General features: G+C 61.4%; 12 protein-coding genes. 4 read left to right on the top strand and 8 right to left on the bottom strand.

What is annotated here, in order from left to right:
- Positions 1–8: 8 nt before the first annotated feature.
- From GCT13_RS34710 to GCT13_RS34700, 3 genes are all read right to left on the bottom strand, one after another.
- On the bottom strand, positions 9–989 hold the full coding sequence (locus GCT13_RS34710) for a quinone oxidoreductase family protein (protein ID WP_090873278.1): 981 nt from the start codon (positions 987–989) through the stop codon (positions 9–11).
- 116 nt (positions 990–1,105) lie between these two features.
- Positions 1,106–2,428 carry an MFS transporter gene (locus GCT13_RS34705; RefSeq protein WP_152766124.1) on the bottom strand — a complete coding sequence of 441 codons (1,323 nt, stop codon included), beginning with the start codon at positions 2,426–2,428 and terminating at the stop codon, positions 1,106–1,108.
- A gap of 164 nt (positions 2,429–2,592) precedes the next feature.
- Positions 2,593–3,648 carry a BKACE family enzyme gene (locus tag GCT13_RS34700; protein WP_152766122.1) on the bottom strand — a complete coding sequence of 352 codons (1,056 nt, stop codon included), beginning with the start codon at positions 3,646–3,648 and terminating at the stop codon, positions 2,593–2,595.
- 225 nt (positions 3,649–3,873) lie between these two features.
- Between GCT13_RS34700 and GCT13_RS34695 the strand changes: the two genes are divergently transcribed.
- Complete coding sequence (locus GCT13_RS34695) at positions 3,874–4,875, top strand: AraC family transcriptional regulator (RefSeq protein ID WP_152766120.1); 1,002 nt, start codon at positions 3,874–3,876, stop codon at positions 4,873–4,875.
- Positions 4,876–4,924: 49 nt separating this feature from the next.
- Here the strand turns inward: GCT13_RS34695 and arcC are convergent, their stop codons facing one another.
- The 3 genes from arcC to arcA all read right to left on the bottom strand — a co-directional run bounded on the left by arcC (position 4,925) and on the right by arcA (position 8,263).
- Entirely contained in the window at positions 4,925–5,863 is a 939-nt protein-coding gene (arcC, locus tag GCT13_RS34690; RefSeq protein ID WP_152766118.1) for a carbamate kinase, read from the bottom strand.
- 81 nt (positions 5,864–5,944) lie between these two features.
- On the bottom strand, positions 5,945–6,955 hold the full coding sequence (locus tag GCT13_RS34685) for an ornithine carbamoyltransferase (RefSeq protein WP_152766115.1): 1,011 nt from the start codon (positions 6,953–6,955) through the stop codon (positions 5,945–5,947).
- 54 nt (positions 6,956–7,009) lie between these two features.
- The gene (gene arcA / locus GCT13_RS34680) at positions 7,010–8,263 is read right to left on the bottom strand and encodes an arginine deiminase (RefSeq protein WP_152766113.1); all 1,254 of its coding nucleotides are present in this window, start codon (positions 8,261–8,263) and stop codon (positions 7,010–7,012) included.
- An 866-nt stretch (positions 8,264–9,129) separates the two neighbouring features.
- Between arcA and speC the strand changes: the two genes are divergently transcribed.
- The 3 genes from speC to GCT13_RS34665 all read left to right on the top strand — a co-directional run bounded on the left by speC (position 9,130) and on the right by GCT13_RS34665 (position 16,176).
- A complete protein-coding gene (gene speC / locus GCT13_RS34675) occupies positions 9,130–11,493 on the top strand; it encodes an ornithine decarboxylase (protein ID WP_152766111.1) in 2,364 nt (787 codons plus the stop codon).
- Between the two features lie 32 nt (positions 11,494–11,525).
- Complete coding sequence (gene potE / locus GCT13_RS34670) at positions 11,526–13,775, top strand: putrescine-ornithine antiporter (protein WP_152766109.1); 2,250 nt, start codon at positions 11,526–11,528, stop codon at positions 13,773–13,775.
- Between the two features lie 85 nt (positions 13,776–13,860).
- Positions 13,861–16,176 carry an Orn/Lys/Arg family decarboxylase gene (locus GCT13_RS34665; RefSeq protein WP_152766107.1) on the top strand — a complete coding sequence of 772 codons (2,316 nt, stop codon included), beginning with the start codon at positions 13,861–13,863 and terminating at the stop codon, positions 16,174–16,176.
- 63 nt (positions 16,177–16,239) lie between these two features.
- Here the strand turns inward: GCT13_RS34665 and GCT13_RS34660 are convergent, their stop codons facing one another.
- Complete coding sequence (locus GCT13_RS34660; RefSeq protein ID WP_152766105.1) at positions 16,240–16,743, bottom strand: hypothetical protein; 504 nt, start codon at positions 16,741–16,743, stop codon at positions 16,240–16,242.
- 125 nt (positions 16,744–16,868) lie between these two features.
- Positions 16,869–17,747 carry a hypothetical protein gene (locus GCT13_RS34655; RefSeq protein ID WP_152766103.1) on the bottom strand — a complete coding sequence of 293 codons (879 nt, stop codon included), beginning with the start codon at positions 17,745–17,747 and terminating at the stop codon, positions 16,869–16,871.
- Positions 17,748–17,778: the final 31 nt, after the last annotated feature.

The following is a 17,778-nucleotide window of genomic DNA, read 5'->3' as shown; positions in this document are numbered from 1 at the left end:
CTGTTTCCTCAGATGACGAAGACCGACGAGCCCGTCGTCTTGCGCGTTTCCAGGTCGCGATGGGCTTGCGCCGCATCTTCGAGCGCGTAACGCTGGTTCAGCTCGATCCTGATGCGTCCCGCCGCGATGTGCCCGAAGATCTCGCCGGCAAGATCGTTCTTCTCGGCGGGGTCAGCGATATAGTCCGCGAGCGCCGGACGCGTCAGATAGAGCGAGCCCTTCATCGCCAGCATCTGCGGATTGAACGGCGGGATCGGGCCGGACGCCGTGCCGACGCAGACCATCAAACCGCGACGCTTGAGCGAATCGAGCGAGGCCTCGAAGGTGTCCTTGCCGACGCTGTCGAACACCACGTTCACACCGACGCCGCCCGTCAGTTCGCGCACGCGCTTCGCGACGTCTTCACGGCTGTAGTAGACGATGTGGTCGCAACCATGCGCGCGGGCCACTTCGCCCTTGGCTTCCGTGGAAACCGTGCCGATCACCGTGAGGCCGAGCAGCTTCGCCCATTGCGACACGATCAGGCCGACACCGCCGGCGGCTGCATGCAACAGGATGGTGTCGCCCGCCTTGAAGTCGTAAATGCGGCGCATCAGATACGCCGAAGTCAGCCCGCGCATCGTCATGCCAGCAGCCGTCTCGCACGAAATCGCATCGGGCAGCTTGATGAGCGGAGCGGCCGGAATCAGGCGTTCGGTGCTGTACGCGCCGAGCGTGTTGATAAAGCCGGTGTAGGTCACGCGATCGCCCACTGCGACGTTCGTCACATCGGGGCCGATGGCTTCGACCACGCCCGCAGCCTCCACGCCCATCCCCGCGGGCAGCGGGACCGGGTAAAGACCGCTGCGGAAGTAGGTGTCCGCGAAATTGAGGCCCACTGCCTCATGGCGCAGGCGGACCTGTCCGGGGCCGGGATCGCCCACTTCGACGTCCTCGTAGCGCAAGACTTCGGGACCGCCCGTTTCGTGGAAGCGCACTGCTTTTGCCATGTTGAATCTCCTATCCATTACTCGAACTGCAAAGTCCGTTTCGTTTCATCTGTCGCGCGCAACTTCAGGCTGCCGCGTTGAAAGCGCGCCGCCGTTGCGCGCGTCGAGCGCTATCGTCAGCGCATCGCCTGCTCGCGCAGGGCGTTCAGGCGGTCCAGGTCGCCTGCGTAATTCCGTTTGCCGATAAAGAATGCGATGGCCGCGACAAGAGGTGCGAACGGAACGAGTTGCAACGCGCCGAGCAGCCCGATCCGGTCCGCGACCATTCCCGTCAGCACGGCAGCGGGCGCGAGACCCAGCAGGTTGTTCGCGAGCGTGAGGGTCGCAAACGCCGATGCGTGAATCGACGGCGGAGTGAGGTTCGCCACCATCGCGCCCGAAGGGCCGCTTGCACCTGCGCAGAAGAACATGCCAATGCCGATCACGACGAGCTGCAACGGACCCGCAGGCATGTGGAAGCCAATCGCGAGCAGCGTGAAGCACGCGAGGCAGAACGCGATCGCGGCGAGCCATTTTCTTTCGCGCACATTCTTGCTGAGCCGGTCGGCCAGGTTGCCGCACACCACCATGCCCAAGCCCGTCAACAGCACGAACAGCGCCGCGCTCATGGCCGCCTTGCCTGTCGCCATGCCGTAGTAGCGGTTCAGGAAGCTCGGCATCCACGCCCAGATGGCGGCGGGAACGAGCAGATGAATGCCGCTGCCGACATAAGCGCACACGACGGACTTCGTCGAGAAGAGTCCCTTCATCAGCGCGCGGAAGCTCATGCGCACGCCGGGCCCTTCTGCCTGCCGGTTCGCGCTTGCAGGCTGCAGCGGCGCAAGACGCTTTTCGGTGACGACGAACCGGTAGCACACGACCAGCACGATCCCCATGACTGCCATCGCGCCGAACGCCGCGCGCCAGCCGAGATGAGCCGCGACCGCGCCGCCGGCGGCCATGCCCAGCACCGAACCAAACGCGCCGCCCGCCATGAAGGTGCCCGTGAGCGTGGAGCGCAGCCGCGCCGGAAAGATGCTGAGCACGACGGCGATTCCGACGCTGCCGTACGCCGCTTCGCCGATGCCGACGAAGGCGCGCGCAAGCAGCATCTCGCCGTAGTTCGTCGAGATCGCACAGCCCAGCGTCGCGAGACTCCACATCGCCGCCATCAGGACGATGCTTTTCACGCGGCCCCAGCGGTCCGCGAGCACCGACAGCGGAAACGTGAGCACGCCGACCATCAGTGCAACCACGCTGCTCAGCGAACCCAGCCGCGCGTCGGAAAGATTCCACGTAACCTTGAGCAGCGGAAACACGGCATTCAACACCTGCCGCGACATGTAGTCGGAGAGCAGCAACCCGACCGTCAGCGCAAATACCACCCACGCATACGCGCGTACATCAGTTTTTGTTGTCGTAACGTCGCCCGTCGTGGGCTCGGCATGCTGCATGAGCATGATTTGTCTCCTTCCCGTCCGCCTCTATGTCGGCCGTCCTTGCGTCCCTGTTAGCAGGGCAAAGCGGCCGACTATGGATATGTCCTCATGCTCCCCGGCGCGTACCGGGGAGTCCTGCCTTCGAAGCCCGGCATCCGTTGATGCGTCGGCCGGGCTTCCATCTGTCACGCTGCGCGCAGCGGCAGGTTCCTCACGCCCGTCTGGCGGTTCGGCGCCATGCCGTTGGCGGCGAGCGTCTCGTCGACGGTCTCATACTGCACGCCGATGCGGTAAATGTCGCGCGCTTCCTTGCCGCTGGCAATCTCGCGGCCGAGCTCACGCGCGACGCGCACGCACTGCTCGATCTGCTGCACCGACGTAAAGCGCTTGCCGTGCTGGTCGATGATCGTGTCTTCGATGCCGCAACGCGGATGCAGGCCCATCGACATCGCCATCATGTTGAACGGCAGCACGTTCTTGAGCAGCGATTCGGCCGTGAGCGTGCAGCCATCCGGCGCGCGATGCACGAAGTTGAAGAAGTTGAACGGGTTCGGGCCGTCGAAGCCGCCGCCGATGCCGATCCACGTCAGGTTCAGCGGCCCCTTGTAGACGCCCTTGCGCACGAGGCGCTCAAGCGTTTCGAGCGCGTGAATGCCCGTGAGCTGGAAGTGCGGCTGGATGCCCGCGGCCTGCAGGCGGCGCAGATGCTCCTCGACCCATGCCGGGCCTGCCGGCACCGTCATTTCGCTGTACGCGGACATGAACGCGGGATTGGACAGCGAGGTGCCCTCCAGGTACTCCGGATAGAGCAGCTCCATGATGTTCATCTGCGTCGTGTTGATCGCGACCGTCACCTGATCCGGCGCCGGGTCGAGATCGGCCAGCATGTGACGCGTGTCGTCGGACAGCCACTTCGCGGCCTGGCCTTCGTCTTCCGGTGCAAACGAAATCGAGCCGCCGACCTGGATGATCATGTCGGGCACGGCCGCGCGCACGCCCGCGATCAGTTCGTTGAACTTCGACAGGCGCTTCGAACCCTTGCCGTCCAGTTCGCGCACATGCAGATGGAGTACCGTGGCGCCCGCGTTATAGCAGTCGACAGCCTTCTGGATCTGCTCGTCCATCGTCACCGGGATGTCTTCCGGAAAGTCTTCGGGCATCCATTCCGGGCCGTACGGCGCGGTGGTGATGACTACCTTGTCCTGATTCTCAGGGTGCAGCGAATCGTCGAGAAACTGCATGTTTTCCTCCAGATATGAATGACGTACCGATGCCGCGGGATCGCGTGAAAACGGAACATCTCGAATCGTCGTGCTCGCACAATACGGCATCCACGCGCTAGACTTTTATGATCAGGCGCCATCCTTTTAGCGATCCGTGCCACTGCGTGTTAACACTTAGTAGGCCCGCAGTGAGCATCGCTGAAAGGCGAGGCGCAGCCCGTTGGAGATTGCGGAGAAAGAACAATGGAAACGATGCTCGGGTCGATCGCCATGAACGGCTATTTCGAAGTGACGCGGCGGCTCGGACTGAACCCCGTAGAGCTCGCGCAGCAGGCCGGAATCGATCCCGCCGCGCTTGCCAATCCGAACGACCGCGTGCCCGCCGCCGCCTGCTGCCGGCTGCTGGAACTCACGGCAAACAAGGCGTCGTGCCCGACGTTCGCATTGCAGATGGCCGAAACCCGGCAGAAATTCGGCACCGGCGTGATCAACGTGCTGCTCGCGCACAAACGCACATTGCGCGAGGTGTTGCTGGCCGCAGCCGAATACCGGCATCTGCTCAACGAAGCCCTGGCCATCTACGTCGAAACGACAGGCGAAACGGTTACGATCCGCGAGGAACTCGTCGTCGCGCCGGGCACGCCGACCACGCAGGCGATCGAACTTGCGCTCGGCGTCCTCGCGCGCCACTCGAGCGCGTTGCTCGGCCAGTTCTGGAAACCTCGCGCTGTCCATTTCACTCACGCCGCACATGCAGACCTGACGTTTCATCGGCGATTCTTTGGCTGTCCGCTGGAGTTCGGCAGCGACTTCAACGGGTTCGTGTGCGCCACCGCCGATCTCGACTACCCCAATCCCGCAGCGGACCCCGAACTCGTGCGCTACGCCGAGAGCCTGGCCGCTCCCCTCAACGCGACAGGTCCGGACTCGGCCGCGCTGGAAGTGCGCAAGGCGATCTATCTGCTGTTGCCCCTCGAACAGGCCACCGTCGAACTGGTCGCCCGCCATTTGCGCGTGAGCGTGCGCACGCTGCAACGTCAGCTGAAATCATCCGGTACCAGCTTCTCGGATCAGGTCGAGGAAGTGCGGCGCGAGCTTGCCGTGCGCTACATGAGCAACCCGCGCTATCCGATCGGACGCGTCGCGTCACTTCTGGGTTACGCGCAGCAGGGATCGTTCACGAACTGGTTCGTCGCGAACTTCCAGATGACGCCGCGCGACTGGCGCGCCAGCCAGGCCAAATGACGGATCGGCGTGCGGGTCGCATGGGTGCAAGCAAACACCGCCGACCGCGTTACGCGAGCGGGTAGAACTCGATCCCAGGCTCGCGCACGCTGATCCGCGTACCCGCCGTGCCTTGCGTGATCGCGACGATATCGCGAAGCGCGCCGATCACGGCATCTTTGCCCGTCTTGCGCGCAAACTCGATGGCGGCCTGGACTTTGGGCCCCATCGACCCCGACGCAAAGCCCAGCTTTTCGAGTTCGTCCGGATGCGCCTGGGCAATGCCTTTTTGCGTCGGCTTGCCCCAATCGACGTAGGCTGCGTTGACGTCGGTCGCGATGATGAGCACGTCCGCCTCGAGTTCCTGTGCGAGCAGCGCGGAGCACAGATCCTTGTCGATCACGGCTTCCACGCCACGCAGCTTGCGGTTCTCGTCGTAGCACGTCGGGATGCCGCCGCCGCCCGCGCAGATGACAATGGTGCCCTTCTCCAGCAGCCATTTCACCGGACGGATTTCGAAGATGCGCTGCGGCCGCGGACTCGCGACCACGCGGCGATACTTGTCGCCATCCTCCGCGATGCTCCAGCCTTTTTCATCCGCAAGCTTCTGAGCCTCTTCCTTCGAGTACACGGGACCGATGGGCTTGCTCGGATGCTGGAACGCCGGGTCCGCGAGATCTACTTCGACCTGGGTCAGGATCGTCGCAAACGGGACTTCGAACGGCAGCAGATTACCCAGCTCCTGTTCGATCAGATAGCCGATCATCCCTTCCGTCTGCGCACCGAGCACATCGAGCGGATACGGCGATACGTCCTTGTAGGCCGCGCTTTGCAGCGCAAGCAAGCCGACCTGCGGACCATTGCCATGCGCGATAACGATCTCATTGCCCGTTGCCACACTGGCGATCTGCGTGGCGGCAATCTTGACGTTCTCGCGCTGCTGGCTCTCCGTCATGGGCTGGCCGCGCTGCAACAGCGCATTGCCGCCCAGTGCGATGACGAGGCGCATGATGCGATCCTCCTGCGGAATGCCTGGCCGTGCGGCACGCTTGCGCCGCACGGCGACGAACATGGGGCGAAACGGATACGCTCAGATATCGGCCAGAGTCGAAACGAGGATGGCCTTGATCGTATGCATCCGGTTCTCTGCCTGCTCGAATGCGATGTTGTAATCCGACTCGAACACGTCATCCGTCACTTCGATCCCGCTCGCAAGATCTGGATAACGCTCCGCGATCTGCTGGCCGACCTTGGTCTCGCAGTTGTGAAAGGCGGGCAGACAATGCATGAAGCGGGTTCTCGGGTTGCCTGTCGACTCGATCAGCGCGCGGTTCACCTGATACGGCAGCAGTGCCTTGATCCTTTCGTCCCAGGCTTCGACCGGCTCGCCCATCGACACCCACACGTCGGTGTGAATGAAATCGACCATTTTCACCGCTTCTTTCGGATCTTCGGTGAGCGTAACGCGCGCGCCGCTTTCCTTTGCGAATTGCTGGCATGCATCAATGTGCTCCTCATGCGGCCATAGAGACTTCGGCGCCGCCACGCGCACGTCCATGCCGAGCTTTGCGCCGATCAGCAATAGCGAGTTGCCCATGTTGTTGCGCGCGTCGCCGAGATACGCATAGCTGATCTCATGCAGCGGCTTGTCGGAGTACTCGCGCATCGTCAGCACGTCGGCGAGCATCTGCGTCGGATGATATTCGTCCGTCAATCCGTTGAAGACGGGCACGGATGCGTAGCGCGCCAGTTCCTCGACGATTTCCTGGCTGAATCCCCGGTACTCGATCGCGTCGAACATGCGGCCGAGCACGCGCGCCGTATCCTTCATGCTCTCCTTGTGTCCGATTTGTGACGATGTCGGATCGATATAGGTGACGTGCGCGCCCTGATCGTGCGCGGCCACTTCGAATGCACAGCGCGTTCGAGTGGATGTCTTTTCGAAGATCAATGCAATGTTCTTGCGCTCCAAATGCTGCTGCTCGGTGCCTGCGTACTTCGCGCGCTTGAGATCGCGCGACAGATCGAGCAGATAGCGCAGCTCGCGGCCGCTGTGATGCATGAGGCTGAGAAGACTACGGTTTCGCAGATTGAAAGCCATGAGTTGTCTCCATCGATCGGGTGACTGAGCGTTGGCTCGACACGGGCAAACGCTTCAGTAATCAACGGGATCGCGCGCAATCGGGCACGTCATGCAATGCCCGCCGCCGCGGCCGCGTCCAAGCTCACTGGCCGCGATCGTGATCACTTCGATGCCCGCCTTGCGCAGCAGCGTGTTGGTGAACGTATTGCGGTCGTAGCCGACGACGACGCCGGGCTCGATGCACACCATGTTGTTGCCGTCGTCCCATTGCTCGCGTTCCGCCGCGAACTGGTTTCCTCCCGTTTCGACGACGCGCAGTTCCTTCAGCCCCAACGCATCGCCCACCGCCTTGACGAAGGGCTTGTCTTCGCGCTGGATGCTCATGCCATAGGCACTCTTGTCGTCGGGCCTGATCGTGAACGTAATGATCTTCCCGACCACTTCCGGAAATATCGTCACAAGATCGCGGTCGCAGAAACTGAACACCGTGTCGAGATGCATGGCTGCGCGCGACTTCGGCATACCCGCGACCAGCACCTGTTCAGCCGCGCCTTTGTCGAACAGCGCCCGCGCGACCTGGCCGATTGCCTGCCGCGATGTGCGTTCGCCCATGCCGATCAACACTGTCCCCTTGCCGACCGGCATGACGTCGCCGCCTTCCAGCGTCGATGCACCATGGTCCTTGTCGGGATCGCCGTACCAGGTCTCGAAGTCGGCGTTGGCGAACGTCGGGTGAAACCTGTAGATCGCGGCTTCGAGCAGCGTCTCTTGCCGCCTCGCAGGCCAATACATCGGATTGAGCGTCACGCCGCCGTAGATCCAGCAGGTTGTGTCGCGCGTAAAGACCATGTTCGGCAACGGCGCGAGCAGGAAGCTGGAGTAATCCAGATAATCACGAAAGAGCTTGACGACGGGCGCATCGCTGCCGGGAATGTCGTCGAGCGAGACGCCGCCGATCAGAAATTCGGCAAGCTTGCGCGATTCCAGTTCGTTCATCCACGCGCGCACTTCGTTGCTCAACCCTACGCCGACGCTGTCGTCGGAGACCCTTCGGTCGAGTATCCATTTACGCGCTTCGGGATTGTCCAGCGTCTGCGTCAGGAGGTTGTGCACGTCGAGAACTTCTACCCCGCGCTCGCGCATCTTCGTTACAAAGTCGAAGTGATCCCGCTTGGCCTGGCTCACCCAGATGACGTCGTCGAACAACAGCTCGTCGCAATTGCTTGGCGTCAAGCGTTGATGCGCCAGTCCGGGCGCAGAAACCATGACCATGCGCAGCTTGCCAACCTCGGAGTAGGCTCCGAGCGTGGTGACCTCTGTATTCATCGCTGTCTCCTATGTGCGAACCAGCGCGTCGCGGCTTGCCGATTGCAACGGAAGCCCGCTTATCGACTTACTGCCTTCAGGCGAAAGACGGTTTGCGCGTGTTCATTGACAGAAAGTCATCGCACTCGCGAGGGCGTCACGCGGCTTCGATCTGCCGCCCTGCAACACGCGTGGACTGACGTGCGGCCAGGATTTTATTTATGCGGCTGCATCTCGACACACGCGGACTCTTATCAGGCAATGAACGAAAGCGAAAGCGCGTCCTGGACATGCTCTGTGAAAAAACCGGCACGTCATCTGCAGATCATTCTGGTTGATAAAACCGCATTGTTCAAGATTCCACGTGAACCGCATATCAGCTATTGCGAACATCGAATAGCACGACAGCAATTGAAAATATACGCGGGATATTTTCTAAAAAATGAATGACCAGACATCGTTACTTGATGAGGCAGCGATATTCAACGAATGCGAATACGAATGGGGTCTTCTTTATTGGCTATGCCAGGTTCTCGTTCTGACAAAAAAATTTGCAATAAGCGATAAGCTCGCCAACTATATACCTAGCACCTACGACGACTATATCGACGCGCCTCTGGCGGCCCCGCTTTCGAGCTACAGGAATAGCCGAGAGAGACCCGCGGCAAGGTATCGCCATGCCGCCTTCTGCCCGATGACCACTGACACCCGGAAACCTCGGTAGCCCCCGGTTGTGCGTTCTGCCTTCCCGTTACTTGTCGATCTGAACGAAAAATTGCATTGCCGAAAGTTCGCGGTACAGATGCCTGCGCCCGATTTCCGCTGACGTCCGGCGCATGAGCGACAAATCAAGCGGATTCGCGAAGCCGGTTGAAGAAGGAGTGACCATGGTCCCTCGCCCTTTGAAGGCGCCCACCATCCCGATTCCCTTCCACAAGTTTCTGAAGGTAGTCGCGATCGTGGACCGAAATGACGCGCAGACCAGCGAGCTGTTGGAGCAGATCACGGCGGAGCACTTCCGCGTCGAAGTGACGGATAGCTTCGCACGCGACGTCAATGAAGATGCCGACGTCGGCGCCTACATCGTCCTGATCGACGGCGCCCGCCTGGAAGCGGCGCGGACACTCGCCGCTTCCGTGCGCTCGCTAGGCTTCAGGACGCCGCTCTGGGCGCTCGCAAACTCGCACCATCTGTCGGATCTCGCGGTGACAGCGGGACTCGGCGAAGTCGACGGCTATATCTACCTCGGACAGCAAACGCCCGCCTTCTACGCCAAGCAGGTCATGGCGAGCCTCGTCAAATACGGCTTGAGCCTGCTGCCGCCGTTCTTCGGCGGACTCGTTGCGTACGATGCCGAAGCCAATATCGCATTCGACTGTCCGGGCCATCAGGGCGGACAGTTCTACCGGAAGTCGCCGGCTGGGCAGTTGTTCTTTAAGCATTTCGGCGAAAGCATCTTTCGCAATGATCTGTGCAATGCCGATGTCGATCTCGGCGATCTGTTGATACACGAAGGTGCCGCCGCAGAAGCGCAGCGTCACGCCGCCGAAGTGTTCGGCGCGGACCAGACGTACTTCGTTCTCAATGGAACCAGTACATCCAACAAGATCGTGACGGGCGCCGTTCTCAAGCGCGGCGATCTCGTTCTGTTCGACCGCAACAATCACAAGTCGCTGCATCAGGGCGCTCTCGTTCAGGCCGGCGCGATTCCCGTCTTCCTGCCGACTTCGCGCAACGCGTTCGGGATGATCGGTGCTGTCGACTGGGAAGCCTGGAACGAAGACTACCTGCGCGAGCAGATCCGTAACAACCCGCTGGTCAAGGACCCGGAACGCAGCCAGGCGGAACGCCCATTCCGGCTCGCGTGCATTCAGCTCGCGACTTACGACGGGACGATCTACAACGTGCGCAAAGTGCTCGAGAAGATCGGTCATCTATGCGACTACGTGCTGTGGGATGAGGCGTGGATCGGTTACAACGCGTTCCATCCGCTGTTCGACGATCACAGCCCGATGCGCCTGAAAGATCTGACACCGGAAATGCCCGGCCTCTTTTCGACCCAGTCCGTACATAAGCAGGGAGCCGGCTTTTCGCAGGCGTCGCAGGTTCACAAGCGAGACGAGCATATCCGGGGGCAACAGCGCTACATCGAGCACAAGCGCTTCAACGAGTCGTTCCTCATTCATGCAAGCACGTCGCCTTTCTATCCGCTGTTCGCGTCGCTCGACGTCAACGCAAAGGTGCACGAAGGAAAAGCGGGCGAAGTGCTGTGGGACAGCTGTATCGAGCTTGGCATCGAAGCGCGCAAGAAATTCCGCCAGTTCGCCCGCCACTATGAGGAGACAGGCAAGACCGCACAGGAACAGTGGTTCTTCGATCCTTTCGTTCCCGACGTCGTCGATATCAGCAATTCGAATTTCATCGCGGATGCATCGAATGTCGCGTGGGAAGACATTCCGATCAACGTCATCAAGCGCGAGCAGCAGTGCTGGGAATTCCGCCCGGAAGCAACCTGGCACGGCTATACGGGCTACGCCGACGGCTACGTGATGGCCGATCCGAACAAGCTGAATCTGCTGACGCCCGGGATCGACCGGAGCACAGGCGAATATCTGAGTTTCGGCGTGCCCGCGACGGTCGTGGCGAACTACCTGCGCGAAGAAGGAATCGTCCCCGAAAAGTGCGACCTGAACAGCATTCTCTTTCTGATGACACCGGCAGAAGACGAAAGCAAGCTCAATACGCTGATAGCACGTCTCGTCAAGTTCAAGAACCTGTGGGATCGCGATGCCTCGTTGCCCGAAGTACTGCCCACGCTCTGCGCCGCTCACAGCGAACGCTACGAGGGCTACACGCTGCGGCGCGTGTGCAACGAGATGCACAACTTCTATCGAGAAGCGAACGTCAAGAATTTGCAGCGGTTGTGCTTCCGCGCGTCGAGCTTCCCGGAACTCGCAATGTCGCCGGAAGAAGCGTATGAGGCGCTCGTCGCAAACCGGGTCGAGTACGTGCCGCTCGATCGTGTCAAAAACCGCGTCTCCGCGACTCTGGCGCTCATCTATCCGCCAGGAATCGGTGTCGTGCTCCCCGGCGAGCGTTGGGATGACCGTGCCCAACCGATGCTGGATTACTTCATGGCGTTCCAGGAATCCTTCAATCGGTTTCCCGGCTTCAATTACGAAGTTCAGGGCGTGTTCCAGGAACGCGAAGACGGTCGCATCCGTTTTTATACCTACGTGGTCAGTGAATAACCGACAAGGAAAGCCACTAAGGAGTGTGCGCCATGGCTGCTGAACCGAAGAAGATGAGTGTCGTGCAATTGACGTTCATCGTTACCGTAAACATGATGGGCTCGGGCATCATCATGCTGCCCACCAATATGGCGAAGGTCGGTGCCATTTCGCTGCTGTCATGGGTGGTGACGGCATTGGGCTCGATGGCGATCGCTTACGGCTTCGCGCAAGCGGGCATTCTCAACCAGCGTGCGGGCGGCATGGCGGCGTACGCTGAAGACGCTTACGGAAAGCCCGGCTACTTTCAGGTGTTCTTCCTTTACTTCCTGTCGCTTGCAATTGCGAATGTCGCCGTCGCAAGCTCGGCGCTCGGCTATCTGGCCGCCTTTTTCCCCGTGCTGACGTCGTCGCCCGTCGCAACGTGCATCGGCGTGATCGCGCTGTTGTGGATCACCACGGTCGCGAACTTCGGCGGTCCGAAGCTGACGGGGCGTATCGGCTCCATCACGGTCTGGGGCGTGATTCTGCCCGTCGGATTCATGTCGTTTGCCGGATGGTTCTGGTTTCACTCCAGCACCTTTGCAGCCGCCTGGAACCCGCAAGGAATGCGGCTCATAGAAGGCATGGGCTCCAGCATCTCGCTGACGCTGTGGGCATTTCTGGGCATGGAATCGGCGGTGCAGAACTCGTCGGCTGTCGAGAACCCGAAGCGCGATGTGCCGCTCGCATGCATGTTCGGCACACTGGGCGCCGCGGTCATCTACGTTCTTTCGACGACGGCGATCCAGGGCATCGTCCCCAATGCGGACCTCGCGAAATCGACGGGCCCGTTCGGTCTCGCCTTCGCGCATATGTTCAACCCGGCTGTCGGTTCGATCGTGATGGCGCTCGCGGCCATGGCGTGCGTCGGCTCTCTGCTCGGCTGGCAGTTCACGCTGGCCCAGACGGCAAAGGACGCCGCCGATAGCAACATGTTCCCGTCGATCTTCAGCAAGGCCAGCCACAATGGCGCACCGATCGCGGGCATGATCATCATGGGAATCGTGCAGTCGCTAATGGCGCTGTCGACCATTTCGCCGAATCTGTCCGAACAGTTCGCGGCGCTCGTCAATCTGGCCGTCGTGACGAACGTGGTGCCGTATATCGTGTCGCTGTCCGCGCTGTTCGTCATGATGCGAGACGCAGGGACGGAACCCGCCGTCTACAGGCGTAACGCAGTGGTCGCAGTCATCGCGATGGTGTACTCCGTCTACGCGCTCTATGCATCCGGTAAGGACGCCGTGCTGGGCGGCATGTTGGTCATGGCGATCGGCTACATCATCTATGGCTTCATCGCGCCACGGCTTTCGCTGCTGGGCGCCAAGGCGCGCAAGCCGGCGATCGCGGCCGCGAGCATCATCGCGTTCGCCGTGCTGTGCGCGCCGGCGCCGCGTCCCGCGCACGCAGCGGGGGCGAGCGCCGTCCTGTCGGGCGCGCTCGCACGGATCAAGCAATCGGGGAAGGTCAACATCGGCTATGTCGACGTGGCGAGCCCGTTCGTGTACCGGGACAACGAGGGCCGTGCCGTCGGCTTTCTCGCGGGGATGTGCCAGGGCGTGGCGGATCAGATCAAAGGCGGACTGGGCCTTCCCGCGCTGACGGTGAACTGGACGCAGGTCTCATCCGACGACCGCTACCGCGCGCTGCAAGAACACCGGATCGACTTGCTGTGCGGCGACGCTGAAACACTGACGGGCCGCAAGTTCATCAGCTATTCGCTGCCCGTCTATCCGGGCGGTATTGCCGCGCTGATGCGCGCCGACGCATCACCCGGCCTCAAGGCGATACTCAGCGGCGACACGCAGACCAACCGGCCGGTATGGCGCGCATCGCCGGCGGAGATCCTGAATGCGCAGACATTTTCGACCATCAAGGATTCGCCCACGCAGCGATGGCTGAACGACCGCATCAACGAGTTCAAGCTGACAGCGCGCGTCGTCAACGTGTCGAGTTATGAAGAGGGCGTGCGGCTCGTGCTCGACCGGAAAATCAATGTCTTCTTCGCGGAGCGGCAGATCCTGCAGGATGCCGTCAAGCGGAGCACCGCGTCGGATAGCCTGTTCGTCCTTCAGCGCCGCTTCACCGTTGTGCCCGTTTCGCTGGGCGTCGCGCGCGACGACGAGGACATGCGCCTTTTCGTCGACAGCGCGCTCAGCAAGATGTACGCATCGGGCAACTATCGCGGGCTTTTCGTGAAGTGGTTCGGCGAGCCGGACGAATACACAAAGAACTTCTATCGTCTTGCTGTCTTGCCCGAGTAAGTACGTACCCGAGGCCCCGGCCTGGCGTCCGCTTGCATCGCGCGCCAGGCCGCTTGCCGTCAGTATGCGAACCAGGGGAATGCACATGTCCGCCTCGTCCGAATCCATCTATCGCCGCCTTGGCATGAAAGCGTTGCTGGTGCATCACGAAGTCGATGCCCGCACCGCGAGCGGCCGCGCCGCCCAGTCGCTTGCAGCCGAACTGGAAGAACGGCGCGTGCGCGTCGTGATAGCGACCTCGGCCGACGACGCCGTGTCGGTCATCCGCTCCGACCCGCTGATTCAGTGTCTGCTGCTCGATTGGGAACTCGAAAACGACGAAAGCCATCGACAAGCCCAGCGCGTGCTCGATGCGCAGCGGGTGCGCAGCGCGACCGTGCCGATCTTCCTGCTCGCGAGCCGCACGAGCGCATCGACCGTCCCCGTGGACGCGATGCAAAAAGCCGACGACTTCATCTGGATGCTGGAAGACACCACGGCATTTATCGCCGGAAGAATCGTCGCGTCGATCGAGCGCTATCGCGAGACCGTGCTGCCGCCGATGTTCGGCGCACTGGCGCGATTCTCGAAGGTGTTCGAATACTCGTGGCATACGCCCGGTCATACGGGCGGCACGGCCTTCATGAAGTCGACGGTCGGACAGGCATTCTTCGAGTTCTTCGGCGAACAGCTGTTTCGCTCGGACCTGTCGATTTCAGTCGGAGAACTCGGCTCGCTGCTCGACCACAGCGGGCCCATCGGCGAAAGCGAACGTTATGCGGCGAGAGTCTTCGGCTCGCATCGCACGTATCACGTAACGAATGGCTCGTCGATGTCGAACCGCGTGATCCTGATGGCGAGCGTGACGCGCAATCAGATTGCACTATGCGATCGCAACTGTCACAAGTCATCCGAGCACGCGATGACGATGTCGGGCGCAATACCGACTTATCTCGTGCCCTCACGCAATCACTACGGCATCATTGGTCCGATCATGCCCGAGCGGCTCACGGCTGCGGCTATTCGCCTTCTGATCGAACAGAACCCGCTCGTCAGGAATCGCGATGGCGTCGACCCCACGCCCGTTCACGCGCTCGTGACGAATTCGACCTACGACGGACTTTGCTACAACGTGACGCGACTGGAAGAACTGCTGGGCGAAAGCGTCGACCGGCTGCATTTCGACGAAGCCTGGTACGGCTATGCGCGCTTCAATCCGCTCTACAAGGACCGCTTTGCGATGCACGGCGACCCCGCCGATCATGACGCTTCGAAGCCGACGGTGTTTGCGACGCACTCGACGCACAAACTGCTCGCAGCGTTGTCGCAGGCATCATTCATACACATTCGCGACGGGCGCAATCCGATCGAGCACGCGCGCTTCAACGAAGCGTACATGATGCACGCATCCACCTCGCCGCAATACGCAATCATTGCATCGAACGATGTCAGCGCCGCGATGATGGACGGCCCCGGTGGCGAAGCGCTGACGGGAGACGCGATCCGCGAGGCGATCGCATTTCGCCAGATGCTCGGCAGGCTTCATGCGCAATTCGACGAGCAAAGCGACTGGTTCTTCAACGGCTGGCAACCCGAAATCGTCGTCAATCGTCACACCGGCCGGCGCACGCTTTTCCATGAGGCCGACGAAGAACTGCTCGCGACCGATCCGTCGTGCTGGGTCATGCATCCCAACGACGCGTGGCACGGCTTCGGGACCATCGAAGACGGCTACTGCATGCTCGATCCGATCAAGGTGTCGATCCTGACACCCGGCGTCGCGCCGCAAGGCGGGCTGTTGCCCGTCGGAATTCCCGCATGTGTCGTGACGGCTTACCTGGACCGCCACGGCATCGTCGTCGAGAAAACAACCGACTTCACGATTCTGCTGCTGTTCTCGATCGGCATCACGAAGGGCAAATGGGGAACGCTCGTCAACACGCTTCTCGACTTCAAGAAAGACTATGACGCCAATCTCGCGCTCGATCAGGCATTGCCGAATCTGGTCGCTCGCTATCCGGAACGCTATAGCCGCCTCGGATTGCGCGATCTCTGCGATCTCATGTTCCGCGCGATGGGCGATCTGAAGACGACGGAGATGATGTCGCGCGGCTTCTCGACGCTTCCCGATCCGGAATACAGTCCGCAGGAGGCATTCGAGCTGCTCGTGCACAACCAGGTTGAAACGCTGGATCTGTCGCAAATGGCAGGCCGCACGGTCGCTAACGCGGTCGTGCCCTATCCGCCGGGTATTCCGCTGCTGATGCCCGGCGAAAATGCGGGCCCCGACGATGGCCCGTTGCTCGGCTACCTGAAGGCGCTCGAAAAGTTCGACCTGCGCTTTCCGGGCTTCACTCACGATACGCACGGCGTCGAAGTCGAGGACGGAGTCTATCGAATCGCCTGCATACGCAAACCGTAGGGATTCGCCGCGCGCGCGGCGAGTGATCGGCTTCCGCCCTGCATCACAGGTTCTGGCGAACCGCTAGAACATGCCGCGCCGACTCGGATCGCGCATTGGATCAGGCGACTTTTGCGTTTGCCGCACAATGCCCTGATCGTCGAAATAGAAGTTGAAGATCATGTAGAAGACGTTGCTTTCCTGATAGCGATACGACCAGACCTCGCGCTTCATCAGCGGGAAATAAGACGTCTCGAATGGACGGCCAAAATTGACGAGTACATCGTCGCGCGTCCATTTGCCGACTTCGGCGCGATAGAACTCGCTTTCCTGAAGCACCTGCCGGACGCTCACCATCTTTCCGGAAGCGTCGAAGTCGGCTGCCGTCGTTGTCGTGCCCATCGGCTGGGTCGGCCACATCAGGCGCTTGCCGCCATTCGGAAGACTGTAGGTTTCCTTTGGTGGTCCCAGGCGGGCGATGACCGTCGACTGGTCCGTGCCCGACTGCAATTGCTGATAAGGCTGCGCGCATCCCACGAGCGCCGATGTCAGCGCAAAAAATAGTACGCGTGCGGTTCGATTATTCATCACCTTTCTCCCGCAGTGACAGTTCATCGCAGCCGGAGCGGCCGCGAAGTCCTCTTGAGCGACTCGACATTCAAAGACACGAGCGGCCCGCGGCATCGAGGCGACGCGCCGCCGGTTGGCAAGCGCTACGGCGCATCGGCGCCGCCTGGTTGCGATGCCGCGCGCAACGGTGCGGCGGTGCCCGGCGCGTCCGGTTGCCCGCGAGATGAAGCATCATGTGCGCTGTTCGGCATGATGGTCCGAAGCAGAACGAGATCCCGTTCGGGGTCGGGCATCGCGATGATCGCGTGCAAGGTCACTCTGGTGGCCCAGCACGCGTCCGACGGCGTCGCCATCGACGGATTCGACGTGTATGACGCGAACCGCGCCAGGTTCGTCTGATCGCCGTGAAGCTCAGCGACGAGCATGCGCGTCAGTTGCCGCTCGGCAGCGGCGTACTGTTGCGGCGTCGGATTGGGGACGGGCGCATTCGACGCATCGCTGAGCAGAACCTTGAAGAGAAGATTGAAGTACTGGTCGACGTCGGCGTCCGTCATCTCGCGCAGCGAGACCTGGTTCATCACCGCGCGCATGTTGGAAAGACCAAAGCAGTTGACGGGGACGAGTTCGTCGAGGAACTTCGTCACAAGCTGCACATACTTCAGGCGGTCCGGTGGTGCGAGACGGACGAGTCCTTGCGACATCAGGTTCTCGCGTGCGGCAGGATCAAGAAAGATCTGTCCGACGCTCTGCGCTCCACCCGCGATGCCCGTCGCGATGACGGGGTCCTCGCGGATCTTCTCCACCCACGCGACGATGATGCGAGCCTTGTTCGAATCCGGGTCGATGCCATGCCTGAAAAACAGCGCCTCCAGATCGGCCTGTCCCGAGTCGGCACTAGCCGCCGCTGCGGGATCGATGGGCGGCGGACGGACGTCCGGATAGCTGCGTATCGCGGCACTGGCCAATGCCGTTGCCGCCAGTGCCACGATCAGCGTAGCGGCGTGAGAGGCGAAACGTCTCATGTTGCCTCGCGGTACTGAAGCGCTATACGCG

This window comes from Paraburkholderia franconis (assembly GCF_009362735.1).
In the GTDB taxonomy this organism is placed as follows: Bacteria; Pseudomonadota; Gammaproteobacteria; order Burkholderiales; family Burkholderiaceae; genus Paraburkholderia; species Paraburkholderia franconis.
The sequence above is the reverse complement of the archived record's forward strand: the minus strand, read 5'-3'. Positions and strand labels throughout refer to the sequence as shown.